Genomic DNA, 16,831 nt, shown 5'->3' on the forward strand with positions numbered 1-16,831 from the left:
TCACCATGGGCGTTCTGGCTTCATTGCTGGGGCTGTTCGGCTGTGATCAGCAGAAGGTCGATCAGGCTGTGGATCGCGTGGGCGATGCCGCCAAGCGAGCATGGCAATCGGCCAAGCCGGACAACCTGCTGTTCAAGGGCATCGTGGCGGGGCAATCGACCGAAGACGACGTCAGGGCCACCGCCGGCCAGCCCGAGATGATCTGGGAGAGCGAAGGCGGCACGCGGCAGCTTGAGTATCCGCGCGGGCCAGAAGGGACTTCAACCTGGATGGTGACGATCGGGCCTGACGGACACGTGCAGAAGATCGAGCAGGTGCTGACTGCCGAAAATTTTGGGCGCGTGCGGGTGGGACAGACCAAAGACGACATCCGCCGGATGCTGGGCAAGCCGGGGAAGGTTGAGGTGTTTAAGCTGAAACAGGAAGAGGTTTGGGGGTATCGGTGGATGGAAAGTGCTACCGAGCGGGCTTTCTTCAATGTGCACTTCGGGCCGGATGGGCGGGTTACGACGACTTCGCGGAGTGACGATCGGTTGAATGGGGCGTAGCTGATTGGTGTTTGGGCCTTCGGCCGTCGCACTGAGGATGTTCTTGTGGTGCATCCCTGGTTTCATCCCTTGCCGGGGCTGACTCACTTTCTTTGGCAAGACAAATAAAAGTGAGTCAGCCCCGGCAGGGAACGAAAGGGAAGTGGACCACCAAGGCCCATCCCCAAGCATCCAATTACCGTACCCGCATCCCCGGCACAGCCCCAGAATGCGGCTCAAGAATATAAAGCCCCGGCTGAGCCTTCTCATCAGCCGCCGAAGCCGCCAACACCATCCCTTCCGACATTCCGAACTTCATCTTGCGCGGTGCGAGGTTGGCAACCATCACGGTCAGCTTGCCCACGAGATCTTCCGGCGCATACGCCGACTGAATGCCAGAAAACACATTCCGCGTCTGCCCTTCACCGACATCCAGCGTGAGCTGCAGCAGTTTGTTCGATCCTTCCACGCGCTGGCAGGCGACGATCTTGGCCACACGCAAGTCGATCTTGGCGAAGTCGTCGATGGTGATGGTCTCGGCCATCGGCTCGATGGCGGCGGCACCGTTGGCGGCTGCCGCCGGTGCTTCTGCGGTGGCCTGCAGCGACTGACGATTCGCTTCCACCAGCGCATCCACCTGCTTCTTGTCCACGCGCGTCATCAGATGCGAGTACGGCTGGACCGGCTTGGCCGACGACAGTTGCGAATCGATCGAGCGCCACGTCAGCGGCTCAACGTTGAGGAACGCTTCGATGCGCTCAACCGTTGTCGGCAGAATCGGCTTGAGGTACACGGCCAGCAGGCGGAACGCTTCCAGCGCGACCGAGCACGCGGCATGCAGCTTTTCGCGGTTGGCTTCGTCCTTGGCGAGGTCCCACGGCTTTTCGGTGTCGACGAACGCATTGACGGCGTCGGCCAGCTCCATCACGGCACGCAGCGCCTTGCTGTACTCGCGCTTTTCATACAGATCGGCGATTTGCGGGGCGGCTTCGCGCAGTTGCACCATCAGCGGGTGGCCCAGCGCGGCGTCGCTCACGCGGCCTTCGAAGCGCTTGACCAGGAACCCCGCAGAGCGGCTGGCGATGTTGACGAACTTGCCCACCAGATCGCTGTTCACACGGGCGATGAAATCGTCCAGGTTCAGGTCCAGGTCTTCCATCGTCGCGTTCAGCTTGGCGGCGAAGTAGTAGCGCAGCCATTCCGGATTCAGGCCGGTGTCGATGTAGCTCTGAGCGGTGATGAACGTGCCGCGGGACTTGCTCATCTTGGCGCCGTCCACGGTCAGGAAGCCGTGGGCGAACACGTTGGTCGGCGTGCGGTGGCCCGAGAACTTGAGCATCGCCGGCCAGAACAGCGTGTGGAAATACAGGATGTCCTTGCCGATGAAGTGGTACTGCTCGGTCGTCGAGTGCTCGGCGATCCAGGATTCGAAATCGAGCCCGCGCTTGGCGCACAGGTTCTTGAAGCTGGCGTAGTAGCCAACCGGCGCATCCAGCCACACATAGAAGTACTTGCCCGGCGCGCCCGGAATCTCGAAGCCGAAGTACGGCGCATCACGCGAGATGTCCCAGTCCGACAGCTTGGCCTCGCCTTCGTCGCCGAGCCATTCGCGCATCTTGTTGGTGGCTTCGGGCTGGGCTAGGTCGGCCACCCATTCGCGCAGGAAGTTTTCGCAGCGCGGGTCAGACAGCTTGAAAAAGTAGTGCTCCGACGACTTGCGCACCGGCGTCGCGCCCGACACCACGGAATACGGATTCTTCAGATCGGTCGGCTGGTACGTCGCACCGCACACTTCACAGGAGTCGCCGTACTGATCTTTCGCGCCGCACTTGGGGCATTCGCCCTTGATGAAGCGGTCCGGAAGGAACATCTCCTTGACCGGGTCATAGAACTGCTCGACCTCGCGCACGTCGATCAGGCCGGCTTCCTTGAGCTTGAGGTAGACGCTCTGGCACAGCTCCTTGTTTTCGTCGGAGTCGGTGCTGTAGTAGTTGTCGAACGAGACGAGGAAGTTGTCGAAGTCGCGTTTATGTTCCGTCCAGACGCGTTCGATGAGCTGGCGCGGGGTCAGGCCTTCCTTCTCGGCGCGCAACATGACGGGCGTGCCGTGTGTGTCGTCGGCACCCACGTAGTAGGTCTCATGCCCGCGCATGCGTTGGAAACGCACCCAGATATCGGTCTGGATGTACTCGACCAGGTGGCCGATGTGAATCGGTCCGTTTGCGTAGGGCAGGGCGGAAGTGACGAGGATGCGACGTTCGGACATGAGCGAGCCAGAAAAGTGCGGGCAGGCCGCGAACAGGGCGCGGCGCGCGGAGAAACGCATATTTTAGCGCGCCCGACGGCGTCGAGCCCGTCAGAGAGGAATCTGCGGAATCGCGGGTGTGATCATGGGGTTGGCCTATGCGTCACGATGCCGCGCACGGTGTGACCCAAAAAAAAGCGCCGGTCAGAGCCGGCGCAGCTTTCCACAACGGAAAAGGAGGAGAAATCAGGTACCGCCCGGGAGGTCAGCCACGCATCGCGAGCCAGCAACGTGTGGCAAGCGGCACCTGTTTTCTATGACAGGGTTAGCCCTGAATTGGTTTCAAATAAATTTCCACACGGCGATTTTGCGCGCGGCCGGCCTCGGTGGCGTTGTCGGCAACGGGCTGGTTCTGGCCGCGGCCTTCAGCCGAGAGACGGTTGCGGGCCACGCCGCGGTCAGTCAGGTAGCTCGCCACGCTCTGCGCACGCTTTTGCGACAGCGTCATGTTGTAGTTCGGGTTGCCGGTGCTGTCCGTGTGGCCGACCACATTGGCGGCCAGTTCCGGATGTTGTGTGAGCGTTTGTGCCACGCTATCCAACGGGCCGCGGAACGACGGCTTGATCACCGCGCTGTCGGTGTCGAATGAAACCTGGCTCGGAATGTTCAGCTTGAGCGAGCCGTCGGGCTGCTCTGAAATTTGCGTGCCGGTGCCGGCCGTATCGCCGGCCAGCTTGGACTTGATGGCGCCCCAGTTGTAGCCGACGGCTGCACCGGTTGCCGCGCCCAGCGCACCGCCAATGGCGGCGCCCTTGCCGTTGCCGACCAGCGCGCCGATGCCAGCGCCCACGGCCGCGCCAACGCCGGTGCCCATGGCGGTCTGGTTCTGCTGTTCGGTCGCGCAGCCGGCGGCCAGCAGGGCGACGAGCGAGACGGAAATAAGCTTGGCTTTCATGGTTTCTCCTACGGGTAACGGGATCGGTTCTTGTGAGTTTGCCGATATCCGGCGCATCAGAGGGATATTGAGGGAGGAATCGGACGAACGACGCGCCGGCAAAATACAATAGCAAAACAGTAGATAGAGTGGCCAGGGCGCCGCAAAGTTCATGCCGCGTCACCGTTGGCCCGTCCCCCATTCGCATTAGATTTGTGGAGCAAATGTTGAGCGTAACCATCGAACAGATCACCGAAGCCCTGCGCGGCGTGGTGGATCCCAATACCGAGCGCGACCTCGTGTCGTCCAAATCGGCGCGCAACATCCGGGTCGATGGCGGCGAGGTGTCGCTCGACGTGGAACTCGGCTACCCCGCCAAAAGCCAGTTCGAGCCGATCCGCAAGCTGGTGATCGGGGCGCTGCGCCAGGTGCAAGGTGTCGAAAATGTGAGCGTGCAGGTGTCGATGAAGATCGTCGCGCACGCGGTGCAGCGTGGTGTGCACCTCATGCCGAATGTGAAAAACATCATCGCCGTGGCGTCGGGCAAGGGCGGGGTGGGCAAGTCGACCACCGCCGTGAACCTGGCGCTGGCGCTGGCCGCGGAAGGCGCCAACGTCGGTATTCTCGACGCCGATATTTACGGCCCGAGCCAGCCGATGATGCTGGGCATCCAGGGCCAGCCGGAGTCGGCAGACGGCAAGACGATGGAGCCGATGGAGGGCCACGGCCTGCAGGCCAACTCGATCGGTTTCCTGATCGAGCAGGACAACCCGATGGTCTGGCGCGGCCCGATGGTGACCTCGGCGCTGGAACAATTGCTCAAGCAGACCAACTGGCGCGACCTGGATTACCTCATCGTCGACATGCCGCCGGGTACGGGCGATATCCAGCTCACGCTGTCGCAGAAGGTGCCGGTGACGGGCGCGGTGATCGTCACCACGCCGCAGGACATCGCGCTGCTCGACGCCAAGAAGGGCCTGAAGATGTTCGAGAAGGTGGGGATTCCCATCATCGGCGTGGTCGAGAACATGGCGGTCTACTGCTGCCCGAACTGCGGCCATACCGAGCACATTTTCGGCGCCGGCGGCGGCGAGAAGATGTGCGAACAGTACAACGTGCCGTTCCTTGGCAGCCTGCCGCTGAATCTGTCCATTCGCGAGCAGGCCGATTCGGGCCGTCCGACCGTGGTGGCCGATCCTGAAGGCGCAATTGCCGGCGTCTACAAGCAGATCGCGCGCCGCGTCGCCATTGCCGTGGCCGAGAAGGCGAAAGACATGACAAGCAAGTTCCCCTCGATCGTCGTGCAGAACACCTGAGCGCAAATCATGGATGCCAGCGAGCGGTTGTCCAACGATCGCCAGACGGAGCGCCCGTCCGTACGGGTGGCGGTGGTGCTGTGCCGCCGCCCGACGGCCAACCGCTGGCAGCCGTTCCAGTGGCGGCTGGAGGCTGTTGTGCCCGATCTGGGCGAATACGGCACCGCACCGCGCTGCCTGGATCGCGCCAACGATGAGAAGGGCGACGAGCGCTGGCTCACGCCCGGCTTCTCCGTCACGCTGTTTCGCGACGAGGCCGAAGGCTACTACCTGAACGTGACTTCCGCCGCGCCCTGCTGGTTTGTGCTGTGGCGCCTGGGTGAATCGGGCACGGCTGACGAAGGCCGGGCGATTCCGCATACGGTTTCGCTCAGCTACAACGAGGCCGGCCGCTGGCTCGACGGTGGCGAGACGGTCGAAAACGTGCCGTTGGACGCCGCGGCGCTGGAGTGGCTGCAGGCGTACGTGGCTGAAAACTACCGGCCTGAGCCGAAGAAGCGGCGCCGGCCGGAGTCGTTCCTGCCGCCGGAAGACCGCGCGAAGTTCTGAGCGAAGCTGCCGTGAGCGACGAAACTTTCCTCTCGCGCTGGTCGCGCCGCAAGGCCGCCGAGCGGCGGGGCGAACCCGAACCCGAAGCGGCCCCGCCCGCGGAGCCGGTGCCCGTCGTCGTGCCCGAAGTGTCGCCGCCCGAGCCCTCGCCCGAGGCGCCGCCCCCGCTCACGCTGGAAGACGCCGCCAAGCTGACGCCATCCGATGATTTCGCGCCCTTCGTCGCGCGCGGGGTGGACGAAGCCGTCAAGCGCGCCGCGCTCAAGAAGCTCTTCGCCGATCCGCACTTCAATGTGATGGACGGGCTCGACACCTACATCGACGATTATTCGCAGCCCGACCCGATCCCGCCTGAGATGTTGCGCGAGTTGCGCCATACGGCGGGATTGCGATTGTTCGAGCCGCTGGAAGAGGAGGCGGCTGCGCCGACAGGAGTCGAACCGGTATCGGATGTTTCGCCCGCTGTGACCGGCGAGATACCGCGTGAACCTGGCGATGCCGAATCGCCCTTCCCGGACGACCCCGCCCAGGCAACCCCGCATGGCGGTGCTAAGCCGCCGTCCGTAGAATAAAAAAAGAAGACCGCGCGGCAAAGACCGTGCGGCCATGTCCCCACAGCCCGCGCCATGCACGTGGGCGCTCACGCACAAATCCATGCCGACGCTGCTCTGCAGTTGCAATCACACCATGCCGATCGATGCCGATGCGGTGGGCGACGCCCTGCGCGAGTCCGCCGCCGCCATCGACGCGCCGGGCAAGACGCACCACCTGCTGTGCCGCCGCGAGATCGGCGCGTTCACGCAGGCGCTGAATGGCTCGGAAGACGTCATCGTCGCCTGCACGCAGGAAAAGGCGCTGTTTGCAGAAGTGGCCGCGCAGCACGAGGGCGTGACCGCGCCGATCCATTTCGTCAACGTGCGCGAAACGGGCGGGTGGTCGGCGGGGGCCAGGCGCGATGCGCGCGGTTTCCGTGCCAAGACAGCGGCGCTGCTGGCCGTGGCAGGGTTGCCGGCGCCGGACCCGGTGCCCGTGGTCGACTACCGGTCCGACGGCCACGTACTGATCGTCGGTCCTGCCGAGCGAGCGATGCCGTGGGCGGAACGGCTGGCCGACCAACTGAGCGTGACGGTGCTCGTCACCGGACGCGACCGCGCAAAGGGTCCGCTTGTCCCGTCGATGGAGCGCCGCTGGCCCGTCCACGCGGGCGAACTGCAGGAGGTGAAGGGCTGGCTTGGCACGTTCGAAGTGAAGTGGCGCAACCGCAATCCGATCGACCTGGACCGCTGCACCCGCTGCAACGCCTGCATCGATGTCTGCCCCGAAGGCGCCATCGACGCGCTTTACCAGATCGATCTGGACGCATGCCGCGACCATCGCGCGTGTGTAAAAGCGTGCGGCGATGCGATGGCCATCGATTTCAGCCGTGTGGATGCACCGCAGGCGCTATCCGGCCCATTCGACCTGATCTTCGATTTGAACGATGCGCCGGCGTTTGCGCAGCACCAGCCGCCGCAGGGGTACTTCCACGCGGGCGCAGACGCGGGCCGCCAACTGACGGCATCGCTGGCACTGCTGCAAATGGTGGGCGAGTTCGAGAAGCCCAAGTTCTTCCAATACAAGGAATCCATCTGCGCGCACGGGCGTAACGGCCAAGTGGGCTGCGACGCTTGCGTTAAGGTGTGTTCTGCGTCGGCCATTGCGTCGCAGTGGAAGGACGGCCGTGGCAGCGTGCACGTCACGCCCAATCTGTGCGTGGGCTGCGGCGCGTGTACGACCGCGTGCCCGACGGGTGCCATCACGTATGCCTACCCCAGCGCGCCTTACCAGGGGCGCAAGCTGAAGACGCTGCTGAGCACGTATGCATCGGCAGGTGGACGTGATGCCGTGGTTCTGCTGCATAACGGTGGGCGCGGCCGCACGCTGATCGAGCAACTGGGCCGGGCCGCGCGTATCGACAAGGCCCAGGGCGTGCCGGTGAATGTGCTGCCGGTCGAGGTCTTCCATGCGGCATCGACGGGATTGGACCTGTGGTTCGCAGCGTTGGCTTACGGCGCCGCGCGCATCGCCATCCTGCTGACGGAAGACGACGCACCGCAGTACCGCGCGATGCTCGCTGAGCAGGTTGCCGTGGCGCAGGCCGTGCTGCAGGGGCTGGGCGAACCGGCGGATGAGGCGGGCGTGGTGCTGATCGACGTGGCGGATGCGGCTGCGCTCGACACGCGCTTGGGCTGTGCTGACGTGTCGGGCCCGCTGCGCGGCTTGCGCCGTGACATGCCGGCCGCCACCTTTGCGGTGGCCGCTGCCAAGCGCGAGACGCTGGATTTTGCGCTCGACCATCTTGCGCGCCACGCCCAGGCCACCGATGCCGTCATCCCGCTGCCGGCCGGGGCACCGTTCGGCGCCATCACCGTGAACCGCGAAAGCTGCACACTGTGCATGGCCTGCGTGGGCGCGTGCCCTTCGCAGGCGCTGCGCGACCAGGCCGAGCGCCCGGTGCTGGCCATGATCGAGCGCAACTGCGTCCAATGCGGCCTGTGTGAAACCACGTGCCCTGAAAGCGCCATCGCTCTTGTGCCGCGTCTGAACCTGTCGGCCGAAGCGCGCCAATCGGTCACGCTCAACGAGGCGCAGCCGTTCCATTGCATCCGCTGCAACAAGCCGTTCGGCACCGCGCAGATGGTCACGACGATGCTCGCCAAGCTGGGCGAGCATCCGGCGTTTTCGGGCGCCGCCGCCGAGCGCCTCAAGATGTGCAGCGACTGCCGCGTGATCGACATGATGCAGCACGGCGAACGTCCCGGCGCCCCGCACTGAAGACCGCGCACCGAACACCGTGCATTGAAGCCGATTCCTGATCCCATGACCGACGCCCAGCCCCTGCAATTCCAGCCCGCCGCCACCCCTGCCGACAGCGCCGAGGATCTCGCCCGTGCGGACCTGTACGGCCTGCTGGCCACGCTGTTCTTCCATGCGGCAGACGCCGATTTGCTGCAGCGCATTGCCGCCGCGCCGCTGGACCCGGTAGGCGACGACGATATCGCGCCGGCCGATGCGGAAGCCGCCGCCAGCAGCGCACTTACCCAGGCGTGGCGAAAGCTTGTCGCCCGCGCCGGCCAGACCACCGCAGGGCAGGCCGACGACGAATACACCGAACTGTTTATCGGCGTCGGCAAGCCCGAAGTGTTCTTGTACGGCTCGTATTACCAAGCCGGTTTCATGAACGAAAAGCCGCTCGTGGTGCTGCGCGACGACCTGCGCCGCTACGGCCTGGAGCGTGCCGAGGGCGTCACGGAAACCGAAGATCACCTTGCTACGCTGTGCGAGGTCATGCGTTACCTCATCGCCGGGGACGATGTTGCCGTAGCCCACATCGAAGAGCAGCGCGTTTTTTTCCAGCGCCATCTGGCCCCGTGGGTCGATACGGCTTGTGATGCTGTATTGCAGCATCCGCGCGCCGCGTTTTATGCCGACGTGGCGGGATTGGCAAAAGCGTTTTTCGACGTCGAGCGGCTCGCGCTGGAATTGGCGTGACGGCGATGGTCCACGTGTCGAAAAATTAGGCGGAAGACCAAGAGCCACGCCCCGCCAGCGTCACGGCGGACCGATTCAAACTGCACTCATTGAAAAAATTCATCGGTAAATCGTCAGGAAAATCCCGGGGTGAGGGGTTTTAGGCATGGTTTTCCCATGCCATTACTCCTAAAATGTGTTCAAAAATTCCTATTACATTCGGTCATCGGTTTGAACGAGCCGGGGAGCATCGAAATGCCAGGTCCGAACACCGTCCCTTACGCCCGCCCCGAGGCGGATTCCGCTGAATCCGCCCCCACGCGCCGCCGCTTCCTGATGGGCGCCGCCGTGGCCGCTGCCGCCGCAGGCACGGCCGCCACGGCCAGCCATCTGGTGCAAGCGCCCGCCGCCCCTGCCTCGCCACCGGCTGACGCCGCTGATGACGGTGCCACCGGCTACCGGCTGAGCGAACACATCCGCAAGTACTACAAGACGACGTGGATCTGACGCGGCTGCACGCGCGCCGCTGTTACTCCATCGTTATTGCACGCATCCCACATCCTCAGGTGACCTCATGCTTCTGACCCGCAAACCGGCGGTACAGGACACCAAAGCCGCACCGGCTCGACGTTCAAACGGCCAGAGTGCCGCATCGCTTGCCGGCAGCCTGGCTCGCAGCCTGGCCGGCGCACTGCCGACCATGGACCGCCGCACCTTCCTCAAGCGCTCCGGCATCGGCGTTGGCGCAGGGCTGGCCGCGACGCAGCTTTCGCTGGTCAAGAAATCGGTGGTGGGTGAGGCCCAGGCCGCCGAAGGCAAGGGCGACATCGTTGTGCGCCGCACGGTGTGCTCGCACTGCTCGGTCGGCTGCTCGGTGGATGCCGTGGTGCAAAACGGCGTGTGGGTGCGCCAGGAACCGGTATTCGACTCGCCGATCAACCTGGGTGCGCACTGTGCCAAAGGTGCTGCCCTGCGCGAGCATGGTCACGGTGAATACCGCCTGAAGACGCCAATGAAGCTCGTGGACGGCCGCTACCAGCGCATCAGCTGGGAACAGGCGCTCAACGAGATCGTCGCCAAGATGAACACGATCCGCCAGGAAACCGGACCGGATTCGTTCTTCTTCGTGGGTTCGTCCAAGCACAGCAATGAGCAGTCGTACCTCATGCGCAAGTGGGTGTCGTTCTTCGGCACCAACAACTGTGACCACCAGGCGCGTATCTGCCATAGCACCACCGTGGCCGGCGTAGCCAACACCTGGGGCTACGGCGCGATGACGAATTCGTACAACGACATGCAGAACGCCAAGTGCGCGTTGTACATCGGCTCGAACGCCGCCGAGGCGCATCCGGTGTCGATGCTGCATCTGCTGCATGCCAAGGAAACAGGCTGCAAGGTCATCGTGGTCGACCCGCGCTACACGCGCACGGCGGCCAAGTCCGATGAATACGTGCGGATCCGGTCGGGCACCGATATCGCCTTCCTGTTTGGCGTGCTGTATCACATCTTCAAGAACGGCTGGGAAGACAAGCAGTACATCCATGACCGTGTCTACGGCATGGACAAGGTGCGAGAAGAAGTGCTCGCCAAGTGGACGCCGGACAAGGTCGAGGAAGTGTGCGGCGTGCCTGAGGCACAGGTGCACAAGGTCGCCGAGATGATGGCGATGAATCGCCCCAGCACGCTGGTGTGGTGCATGGGCCAGACGCAGCACACCATCGGCAACGCCATCGTGCGCGCATCGTGCATCGTGCAATTGGCCCTGGGCAACATCGGCAAGTCGGGCGGTGGCGCCAATATCTTCCGCGGCCACGACAACGTGCAGGGCGCCACCGACGTCGGCCCCAATCCCGATTCGCTACCGGGCTATTACGGGCTTGCTACTGGTGCGTGGAAGCATTTCGCCTCCGTGTGGGGGCTCGATTACGACTGGATCAAAGGCCGCTTCGCCTCGCAGGCGATGATGGAAAAGTCGGGCACCACGGTTTCGCGGTGGGCCGATGCGGTGCTCGAGAAGAATGATCTGATCGATCAGGACAACAACGTTCGCGCCGTCTTTTACTGGGGCCACGCGCCGAACTCGCAAACGCGCGGGATGGATATCAAGCGTGCGCTCGACAAGATCGACCTGCTCGTGGTGATCGACCCATACCCGTCGGCCACGGCGGCCATGGCCAACATGCCCGCCGCCGACGGCACGCCGCCCAATCCAAACCGTGCCGTCTACCTGCTGCCGGCCGCCACGCAGTTCGAAACGTCGGGCTCATGCACCGCGTCCAACCGCTCGCTGCAATGGCGCGAGAAGGTGATCGAGCCGCTGTTCGAATCGCAGCCGGACCACGTGATCATGCAGGCGTTTGCCGATCGGCTCGGCTTCGGCAAGGAGCTGTCAAAGAACTACAAGATCACCGAATACAAACGCGCCGGCATGACGTGGCGCGAGCCGGAGATCGAATCGATCCTGCGTGAAATCAATCGCGGCAACTGGACGATCGGCTACACAGGGCAATCGCCGGAACGCCTGAAGGCTCACATGCGCAACATGCATCTGTTTGATGTGCGCACGCTGCGCTGCAAGGGCGGCAAGGACGCCGAAACCGGCTACGACCTCACCGGCGATTACTTCGGCCTGCCTTGGCCGTGCTACGGCACGCCGGAACTCAAGCATCCCGGCTCACCCAACCTGTACGACACAAGCAAGCATGTGATGGAGGGCGGCGGCAACTTCCGCGCCAACTTTGGCGTGGAGCGCGACGGGGTCAACCTGCTGGCCGAAGATGGCTCGTTCTCGCTGGGCTCGGAGTTGACGACAGGCTACCCCGAGTTCGATCACGTCTTCCTCAAGAAACTGGGCTGGTGGGACGACCTGACCGACGCCGAGAAGAAGGCCGCTGAAGGCAAGAATTGGAAGACCGATTTGTCCGGCGGCATCCAGCGCGTGACGATGAAGCACGGTTGCCACCCGTTCGGCAACGCCAAGGCCCGAGCGATCGTGTGGAACTTCCCCGATGGCATTCCGCAGCACCGCGAGCCGCTGTATTCGACGCGGCCCGACATGGTCGCCAAGTACCCCACGCACGACGACAAGAAGGCTTTCTGGCGCTTGCCCACCCTGTACAAGACAGTGCAGCAGCGCAATATCGAGAACAAGGTCCACGAGAAATTCCCGATCATCCTCACCTCCGGCCGTCTGGTGGAGTACGAGGGCGGCGGCGAAGAGACGCGCTCCAACCCGTGGCTTGCCGAGCTGCAGCAGGAGAACTTTGTCGAGATCAACCCGAAGGCCGCGGCCGACCGCGGTATTCGTCACAACGATTTTGTCTGGGTCAAGACGCCGACCGGCGCCCAGATCAAGGTGCGCGCGCTGGTGACGGAGCGCGTGGGCGTGGATCACGCCTTCATCCCGTTCCACTTCTCGGGCTGGTGGCAGGGCAAGGACTTGCTCGATTACTACCCGGAAGGCGCCCACCCGATCGTGCGTGGCGAGGCCGTCAACACGGCCACGACCTACGGCTACGACTCGGTGACGATGATGCAGGAAACGAAAACGACGGTCTGCCAGATCGAGCGGTTCGCATAAGGACGGGGAGATCAACATGGCACGCATGAAATTCATCTGTGACAGCGAGCGCTGCATCGAATGCAACGCCTGCGCCACGGCCTGCAAGAACGAACACGAGGTGCCCTGGGGCGTGAACCGTCGCCGCGTGGTCACGATCAACGACGGCATGATCGGCGCGGAGAAGTCCATCTCCGTGGCGTGCATGCATTGCTCCGATGCCCCATGCATGGCGGTCTGCCCGGTCGACTGCTTCTACCGCACCGAAGACGGCGTGGTGCTGCACGACAAAGACGTCTGCATCGGCTGCGGCTACTGCTCGTATGCGTGCCCGTTCGGCGCGCCGCAGTTCCCCAGCCAAGGTACGTTTGGCGTGCGCGGCAAGATGGACAAGTGCACGTTCTGCGCGGGCGGCCCCGAGAAGAACGGCAGCGAGGAAGAATTCGAGAAGTACGGTCGCAACCGCCTCGCTGAAGGCAAGCTGCCGCTGTGCGCCGAAATGTGCTCGACGAAGGCGCTGCTGGGCGGCGATGGCGATGTGATTTCCGACATCCTGCGTAACCGGGTCATGAAGCGCGGAAAGGGCGCTGAGTTGTTCGGATGGGGCACGGCTTACGGCGGTGGGCACGGCAAAGGCAGCCAGGCAGCGCCGGCTACTCCGGCCGCGCCTGCTTCAACGCCGGGAGCAAAATCATGACCCCCAGAGCACGATCGACCAGCCTGCTGATCGCCCTGGGCGCTGCGCTGTTGCTCGGTGCCTGCGGCGAACGCCCGCAAGTCGCCTTTGCCTCGCACCGCAAGGACGACGCGCCAGCCTACAAGGGCGCGGAAGACGATCCGTTCATGGCCAAGAACTGGACGCCCGGTGACCGCACGAGCTGGGAGAACCAGATCCGCGCGCGCGGCCAATACCAGAACGAGTACAACAAGACGCCATGACGCCATGACACGTACGAGCGGAGGTTCGTCCATGGGCACTTCCTGGAAACACCTTGCGATGGCCGTGTTGCTCGGCGCAGCGGCGGCGTTGGCGAGCGCTCAGCAGCCGGCCAGCGCGCCGGCCGCCAACAATGCCCCCGTCAACCCGGCTGTGCAACCGGCGCAACCGTTCTCCAATGTCGTCTCGGAGAACGTATTTGATCTACAGAAGCGCGATCTCGCCAAAGAGGCGCGAGACCAGGCCGCACGCCGTGTCGCACGACCCGGCAACAACGCGCCTGTCTGGCGCGAGGTCAACTCCGATCAGGCCCATTACGCCAGCATTCCCGGGCTGGAAGCCGGCGTGCTGATCCAGCGCACCGGGCAGAAATGGCGGCTGTTCCGCAACGGCGTGATCACCGTGTGGGGGGGGTGGCTCGTGGTGCTGGTGCCGCTGCTCATCCTGGGCTTTTTCCTGTGGCGCGGCACGATTCCCCTGAAGGAAGCGCCCACCGGCCGCAAGATCGAGCGCTTCACGCCCACCGAGCGCTATGTGCACTGGACGATGGCGATTTCCTTCGTCACGCTGGGCGTGTCGGGCATCGTCATGCTGTGGGGTAAGCATTTTCTGCTGCCGATCCTTGGGCACCAGTTGTTCGGCTGGCTGACGTACATATTGAAAAATCTCCACAACCTGGTGGGGCCGCTCTTCACGGTCAGCATCATCTTGGCCTTCGTGATGTGGGTGGGGGACAACCTGCCGCGCCGCGGCGACATGAAATGGCTGCTGAGCTTGGGCGGCATGTTTGCCGGCGAGCACGGCGCCGAAGTGCCGTCGCACCGCTTCAATGCCGGCGAGAAGCTCTGGTTCTGGGGCGGGCTCGTCGTGTTCGGGCTGATCCTGTCGGCCTCGGGCTGGACGCTCGATCGCATCGTCCCGGGCGTGGATTACTACCGCAGCACGATGCAACTGGCCGAGGTCATTCACGCCATTGCGGCGGTGGGCATGATCTGCATGTCGCTGGGCCACATCTACATGGGCACGGTCGGGATGGAAGGGGCTTACCGCGCAATGCGTGATGGCTATGTCGACGAGGCCTGGGCGAAGGAGCATCACGAGCTTTGGTACGACGACGTCAAGGCCGGCAAGATCCCCGCGCAGCGGACTCAACCGCCTGCGCCGCCGGCGCCGAGCGAGCAGCCCGCCAAGTCATGACGCCATCGACCGCCACCGAATCAAGGAACCTCACCATGCATGCATCCGCTCTGAGCCGCGCCGCAGGTATGGCACTTGCTGCCGCCATGCTGAGCCTGACAAGCGGACTGGCCGGCGCCAAGCTGCCGGCACCGACGGAAGAACAGAAGGCACAGGCCGTTCTGGCGAAGGCCAAGGCAGCCTGGGGTGACAAGGTGGCCGCGTTCCAGACGTGCAAGGCCCAGGACAAGGTGGCGGCGTCCTACCAGGCCGGCGGCAAGGCTGCGCATACGCAACCGGGCGCGCCGTGCGTTGACCCCGGGCCGTTTGTCGCACCCATGCCTCCAGCATCTGCACCAGCGGCCAAAGGGTGAACCGCTGTTGCCAATGTTGCGTGTTCATCATCCGGCAGTACAATCGTCCGCTCCCCGAGTGAACCCTGACTGGAGGTGACACATGAAGCAACTCGTGATTGCACTCGCCGCGATCGGCCTGATGGCCGGCTGCGCATCGAACTCAGCGTCGACGGCCAAGGCGGCTAATGCTGGTGACGGCGCCATGGCGGCCTCGGCCGTGCTGGCACCCAAGAGCGGCAGTACCGTGCAAGGCAGCGTGAAGCTCGCGCAGCAAGGCGACAATCGGGTTGCCATCGCCGTGGATATTTCTGGTTTGCCGGCCAACGGCATGTTCGGTTTCCACGTGCATGAGAAGGGCGATTGCTCGTCGGCGGATGGCAATAGCGCCGGCGGCCACTTCAACCCGACCGGCCAGCAGCACGGTGATCCGCGCCACGGCGCACACCACGCCGGCGACATTCCGATGCTGCAATCCGATGCCAACGGCAAGGCCGTCGGCTCGATCGTTCTTTCCGGCGTGACGCTGTCGCCTGGGCCCACGAGCCTGGTCGGCCATGCGCTGATCGTCCACGCAGGCAAGGACGACTACATGACCCAGCCCACCGGCAATTCCGGCGGGCGCATCGCTTGCGGCGTGATCGTGGCGAACTGATCGCCCGCACGCGGTACCTGCTCGCGCAGGTACCAGCCGCACCATGCGCACGCTTGCCGTGCGCATTTTTATTTGAACGAAGACATTGATGCCGCTGCGCCCTGAACTGACCAACGCTTCCGTTCCGCTGCTCGACGAGGTTGAAGTGCTCGACGAGCTGGGCCGCGCCCGCAATGTCTACATCCCCGGTGAACGCCCGCTCACCGTCTACCTCGACAAGCGCGAACTGGTCACGCTGATGACGCTGGGCGGCGCGCCCGAAGCACTCGTACTCGGCTATCTGCGTAACCAGCGCCTGGTCAGCAGCATCGACGACATCGCCTCCATCCAGGTCGACTGGGAAACCGAATCCGCTGCCGTCACCACGCGCGGCGGCATTGCAGACCTGGATGAGAAGACCGCCCGCCGCACCGTGACCACCGGTTGCGGGCAGGGCACCGTGTTTGGCTCGCTGATGGACGAGATCGACGCCATCCATCTGCCGTCCGACGCGCGCATGACGCAGACCACGCTGTATCGCGTGGTCGACACCATCCGCCTGCAGCAGTCGATCTACAAGCAAGCGGGGTCGGTGCATGGCTGCGCGCTGTTCGATGTGCACGGCGGACTGCTGCACTTCATCGAAGACGTGGGCCGCCACAATGCCGTGGATGCCATCGCCGGCCTCATGTGGCTTGAGGGAATGGGCGGCGGCGACAAGATCTTCTACACCACCGGCCGCCTGACCTCCGAGATGGTCATCAAAGGCGCGCAGATGGGCATTCCGTTCCTGCTGTCGCGCTCGGGGGTCACGCAGATGGGCCACCAGATGGCGCAGCGGGTCAACCTGACGCTGTTTGCGCGGTGCACTGGGCGGCACTTTCTGCTCTACACGGGGCGGGACCGTTTTGTGGCCGAGCCGGAGGTGGCCGGCACGGTCGGGCCGCGCGGGGAGCTGCCCCAGGCGGCGGAATCCGGCCGCTGATCTGTCCGCGTTTGTTCGGATAAGGCCCGCGCAAGCCATCAGCCGCCACGGGGTTTTCCGTCACAGGTTTGGGAGTACAATCCGCGTTCCAAACCGGCCCCAGCCG

16 protein-coding genes are annotated in these 16,831 nt (G+C 64.2%); 14 read left to right on the plus strand and 2 right to left on the minus strand.

Going from position 1 to position 16,831, the window contains the following annotated elements; genetic code table 11:
* Positions 1-5 precede the first annotated feature (5 nt).
* Positions 6-548 (plus strand): hypothetical protein, encoded by a 543-nt coding sequence (locus M1D44_RS03320; protein WP_024975040.1) that lies wholly within the window; start codon positions 6-8, stop codon positions 546-548.
* Positions 549-723: 175 nt separating this feature from the next.
* Here M1D44_RS03320 and metG read toward each other — a convergent pair whose 3' ends face one another.
* Both metG and M1D44_RS03330 read right to left on the minus strand, forming a co-directional pair.
* Positions 724-2,793 carry a methionine--tRNA ligase gene (metG, locus tag M1D44_RS03325; protein WP_316853123.1) on the minus strand — a complete coding sequence of 690 codons (2,070 nt, stop codon included), beginning with the start codon at positions 2,791-2,793 and terminating at the stop codon, positions 724-726.
* Between the two features lie 304 nt (positions 2,794-3,097).
* Entirely contained in the window at positions 3,098-3,727 is a 630-nt protein-coding gene (locus tag M1D44_RS03330) for an OmpA family protein (RefSeq protein WP_024975042.1), read from the minus strand.
* A 206-nt stretch (positions 3,728-3,933) separates the two neighbouring features.
* Between M1D44_RS03330 and apbC the strand changes: the two genes are divergently transcribed.
* The 13 genes from apbC (at position 3,934) to M1D44_RS03395 (ending at position 16,725) form a co-directional block, all read left to right on the plus strand.
* Positions 3,934-5,022: an iron-sulfur cluster carrier protein ApbC gene (gene apbC, locus M1D44_RS03335; protein ID WP_316853197.1), complete on the plus strand. Its 1,089-nt coding sequence runs from the start codon at positions 3,934-3,936 to the stop codon at positions 5,020-5,022.
* 9 nt (positions 5,023-5,031) lie between these two features.
* Entirely contained in the window at positions 5,032-5,571 is a 540-nt protein-coding gene (locus M1D44_RS03340; protein WP_316853124.1) for a DUF3305 domain-containing protein, read from the plus strand.
* A gap of 11 nt (positions 5,572-5,582) precedes the next feature.
* Complete coding sequence (locus M1D44_RS03345; protein ID WP_316853125.1) at positions 5,583-6,143, plus strand: DUF3306 domain-containing protein; 561 nt, start codon at positions 5,583-5,585, stop codon at positions 6,141-6,143.
* A gap of 82 nt (positions 6,144-6,225) precedes the next feature.
* Positions 6,226-8,385, plus strand: coding sequence for a 4Fe-4S binding protein (locus M1D44_RS03350; RefSeq protein WP_439004498.1), 2,160 nt, complete (start codon positions 6,226-6,228; stop codon positions 8,383-8,385).
* Between the two features lie 45 nt (positions 8,386-8,430).
* On the plus strand, positions 8,431-9,102 hold the full coding sequence (locus M1D44_RS03355; RefSeq protein ID WP_316853127.1) for a TorD/DmsD family molecular chaperone: 672 nt from the start codon (positions 8,431-8,433) through the stop codon (positions 9,100-9,102).
* Positions 9,103-9,336: 234 nt separating this feature from the next.
* Positions 9,337-9,588 (plus strand): ubiquinol-cytochrome c reductase iron-sulfur subunit N-terminal domain-containing protein, encoded by a 252-nt coding sequence (locus tag M1D44_RS03360; protein WP_112183962.1) that lies wholly within the window; start codon positions 9,337-9,339, stop codon positions 9,586-9,588.
* Between the two features lie 67 nt (positions 9,589-9,655).
* The gene (locus M1D44_RS03365; protein WP_024975049.1) at positions 9,656-12,661 is read left to right on the plus strand and encodes a molybdopterin-dependent oxidoreductase; all 3,006 of its coding nucleotides are present in this window, start codon (positions 9,656-9,658) and stop codon (positions 12,659-12,661) included.
* Between the two features lie 16 nt (positions 12,662-12,677).
* A complete protein-coding gene (gene fdh3B, locus M1D44_RS03370; RefSeq protein ID WP_024975050.1) occupies positions 12,678-13,337 on the plus strand; it encodes a formate dehydrogenase FDH3 subunit beta in 660 nt (219 codons plus the stop codon).
* The gene (locus M1D44_RS03375) at positions 13,334-13,579 is read left to right on the plus strand and encodes a hypothetical protein (protein ID WP_024975051.1); all 246 of its coding nucleotides are present in this window, start codon (positions 13,334-13,336) and stop codon (positions 13,577-13,579) included. Before fdh3B ends, M1D44_RS03375 begins: the two co-directional genes overlap by 4 nt.
* Before the next feature lie 31 nt (positions 13,580-13,610).
* On the plus strand, positions 13,611-14,774 hold the full coding sequence (locus tag M1D44_RS03380) for a formate dehydrogenase subunit gamma (RefSeq protein WP_316684085.1): 1,164 nt from the start codon (positions 13,611-13,613) through the stop codon (positions 14,772-14,774).
* Between the two features lie 35 nt (positions 14,775-14,809).
* A complete protein-coding gene (locus tag M1D44_RS03385; RefSeq protein ID WP_024975053.1) occupies positions 14,810-15,127 on the plus strand; it encodes a hypothetical protein in 318 nt (105 codons plus the stop codon).
* A gap of 82 nt (positions 15,128-15,209) precedes the next feature.
* Positions 15,210-15,761 carry a superoxide dismutase family protein gene (locus M1D44_RS03390; protein WP_024975054.1) on the plus strand — a complete coding sequence of 184 codons (552 nt, stop codon included), beginning with the start codon at positions 15,210-15,212 and terminating at the stop codon, positions 15,759-15,761.
* Positions 15,762-15,849: 88 nt separating this feature from the next.
* Complete coding sequence (locus tag M1D44_RS03395) at positions 15,850-16,725, plus strand: formate dehydrogenase accessory sulfurtransferase FdhD (RefSeq protein WP_024975055.1); 876 nt, start codon at positions 15,850-15,852, stop codon at positions 16,723-16,725.
* Positions 16,726-16,831 lie beyond the last annotated feature (106 nt).

This window comes from Ralstonia sp. SA306, from assembly GCF_054792405.1.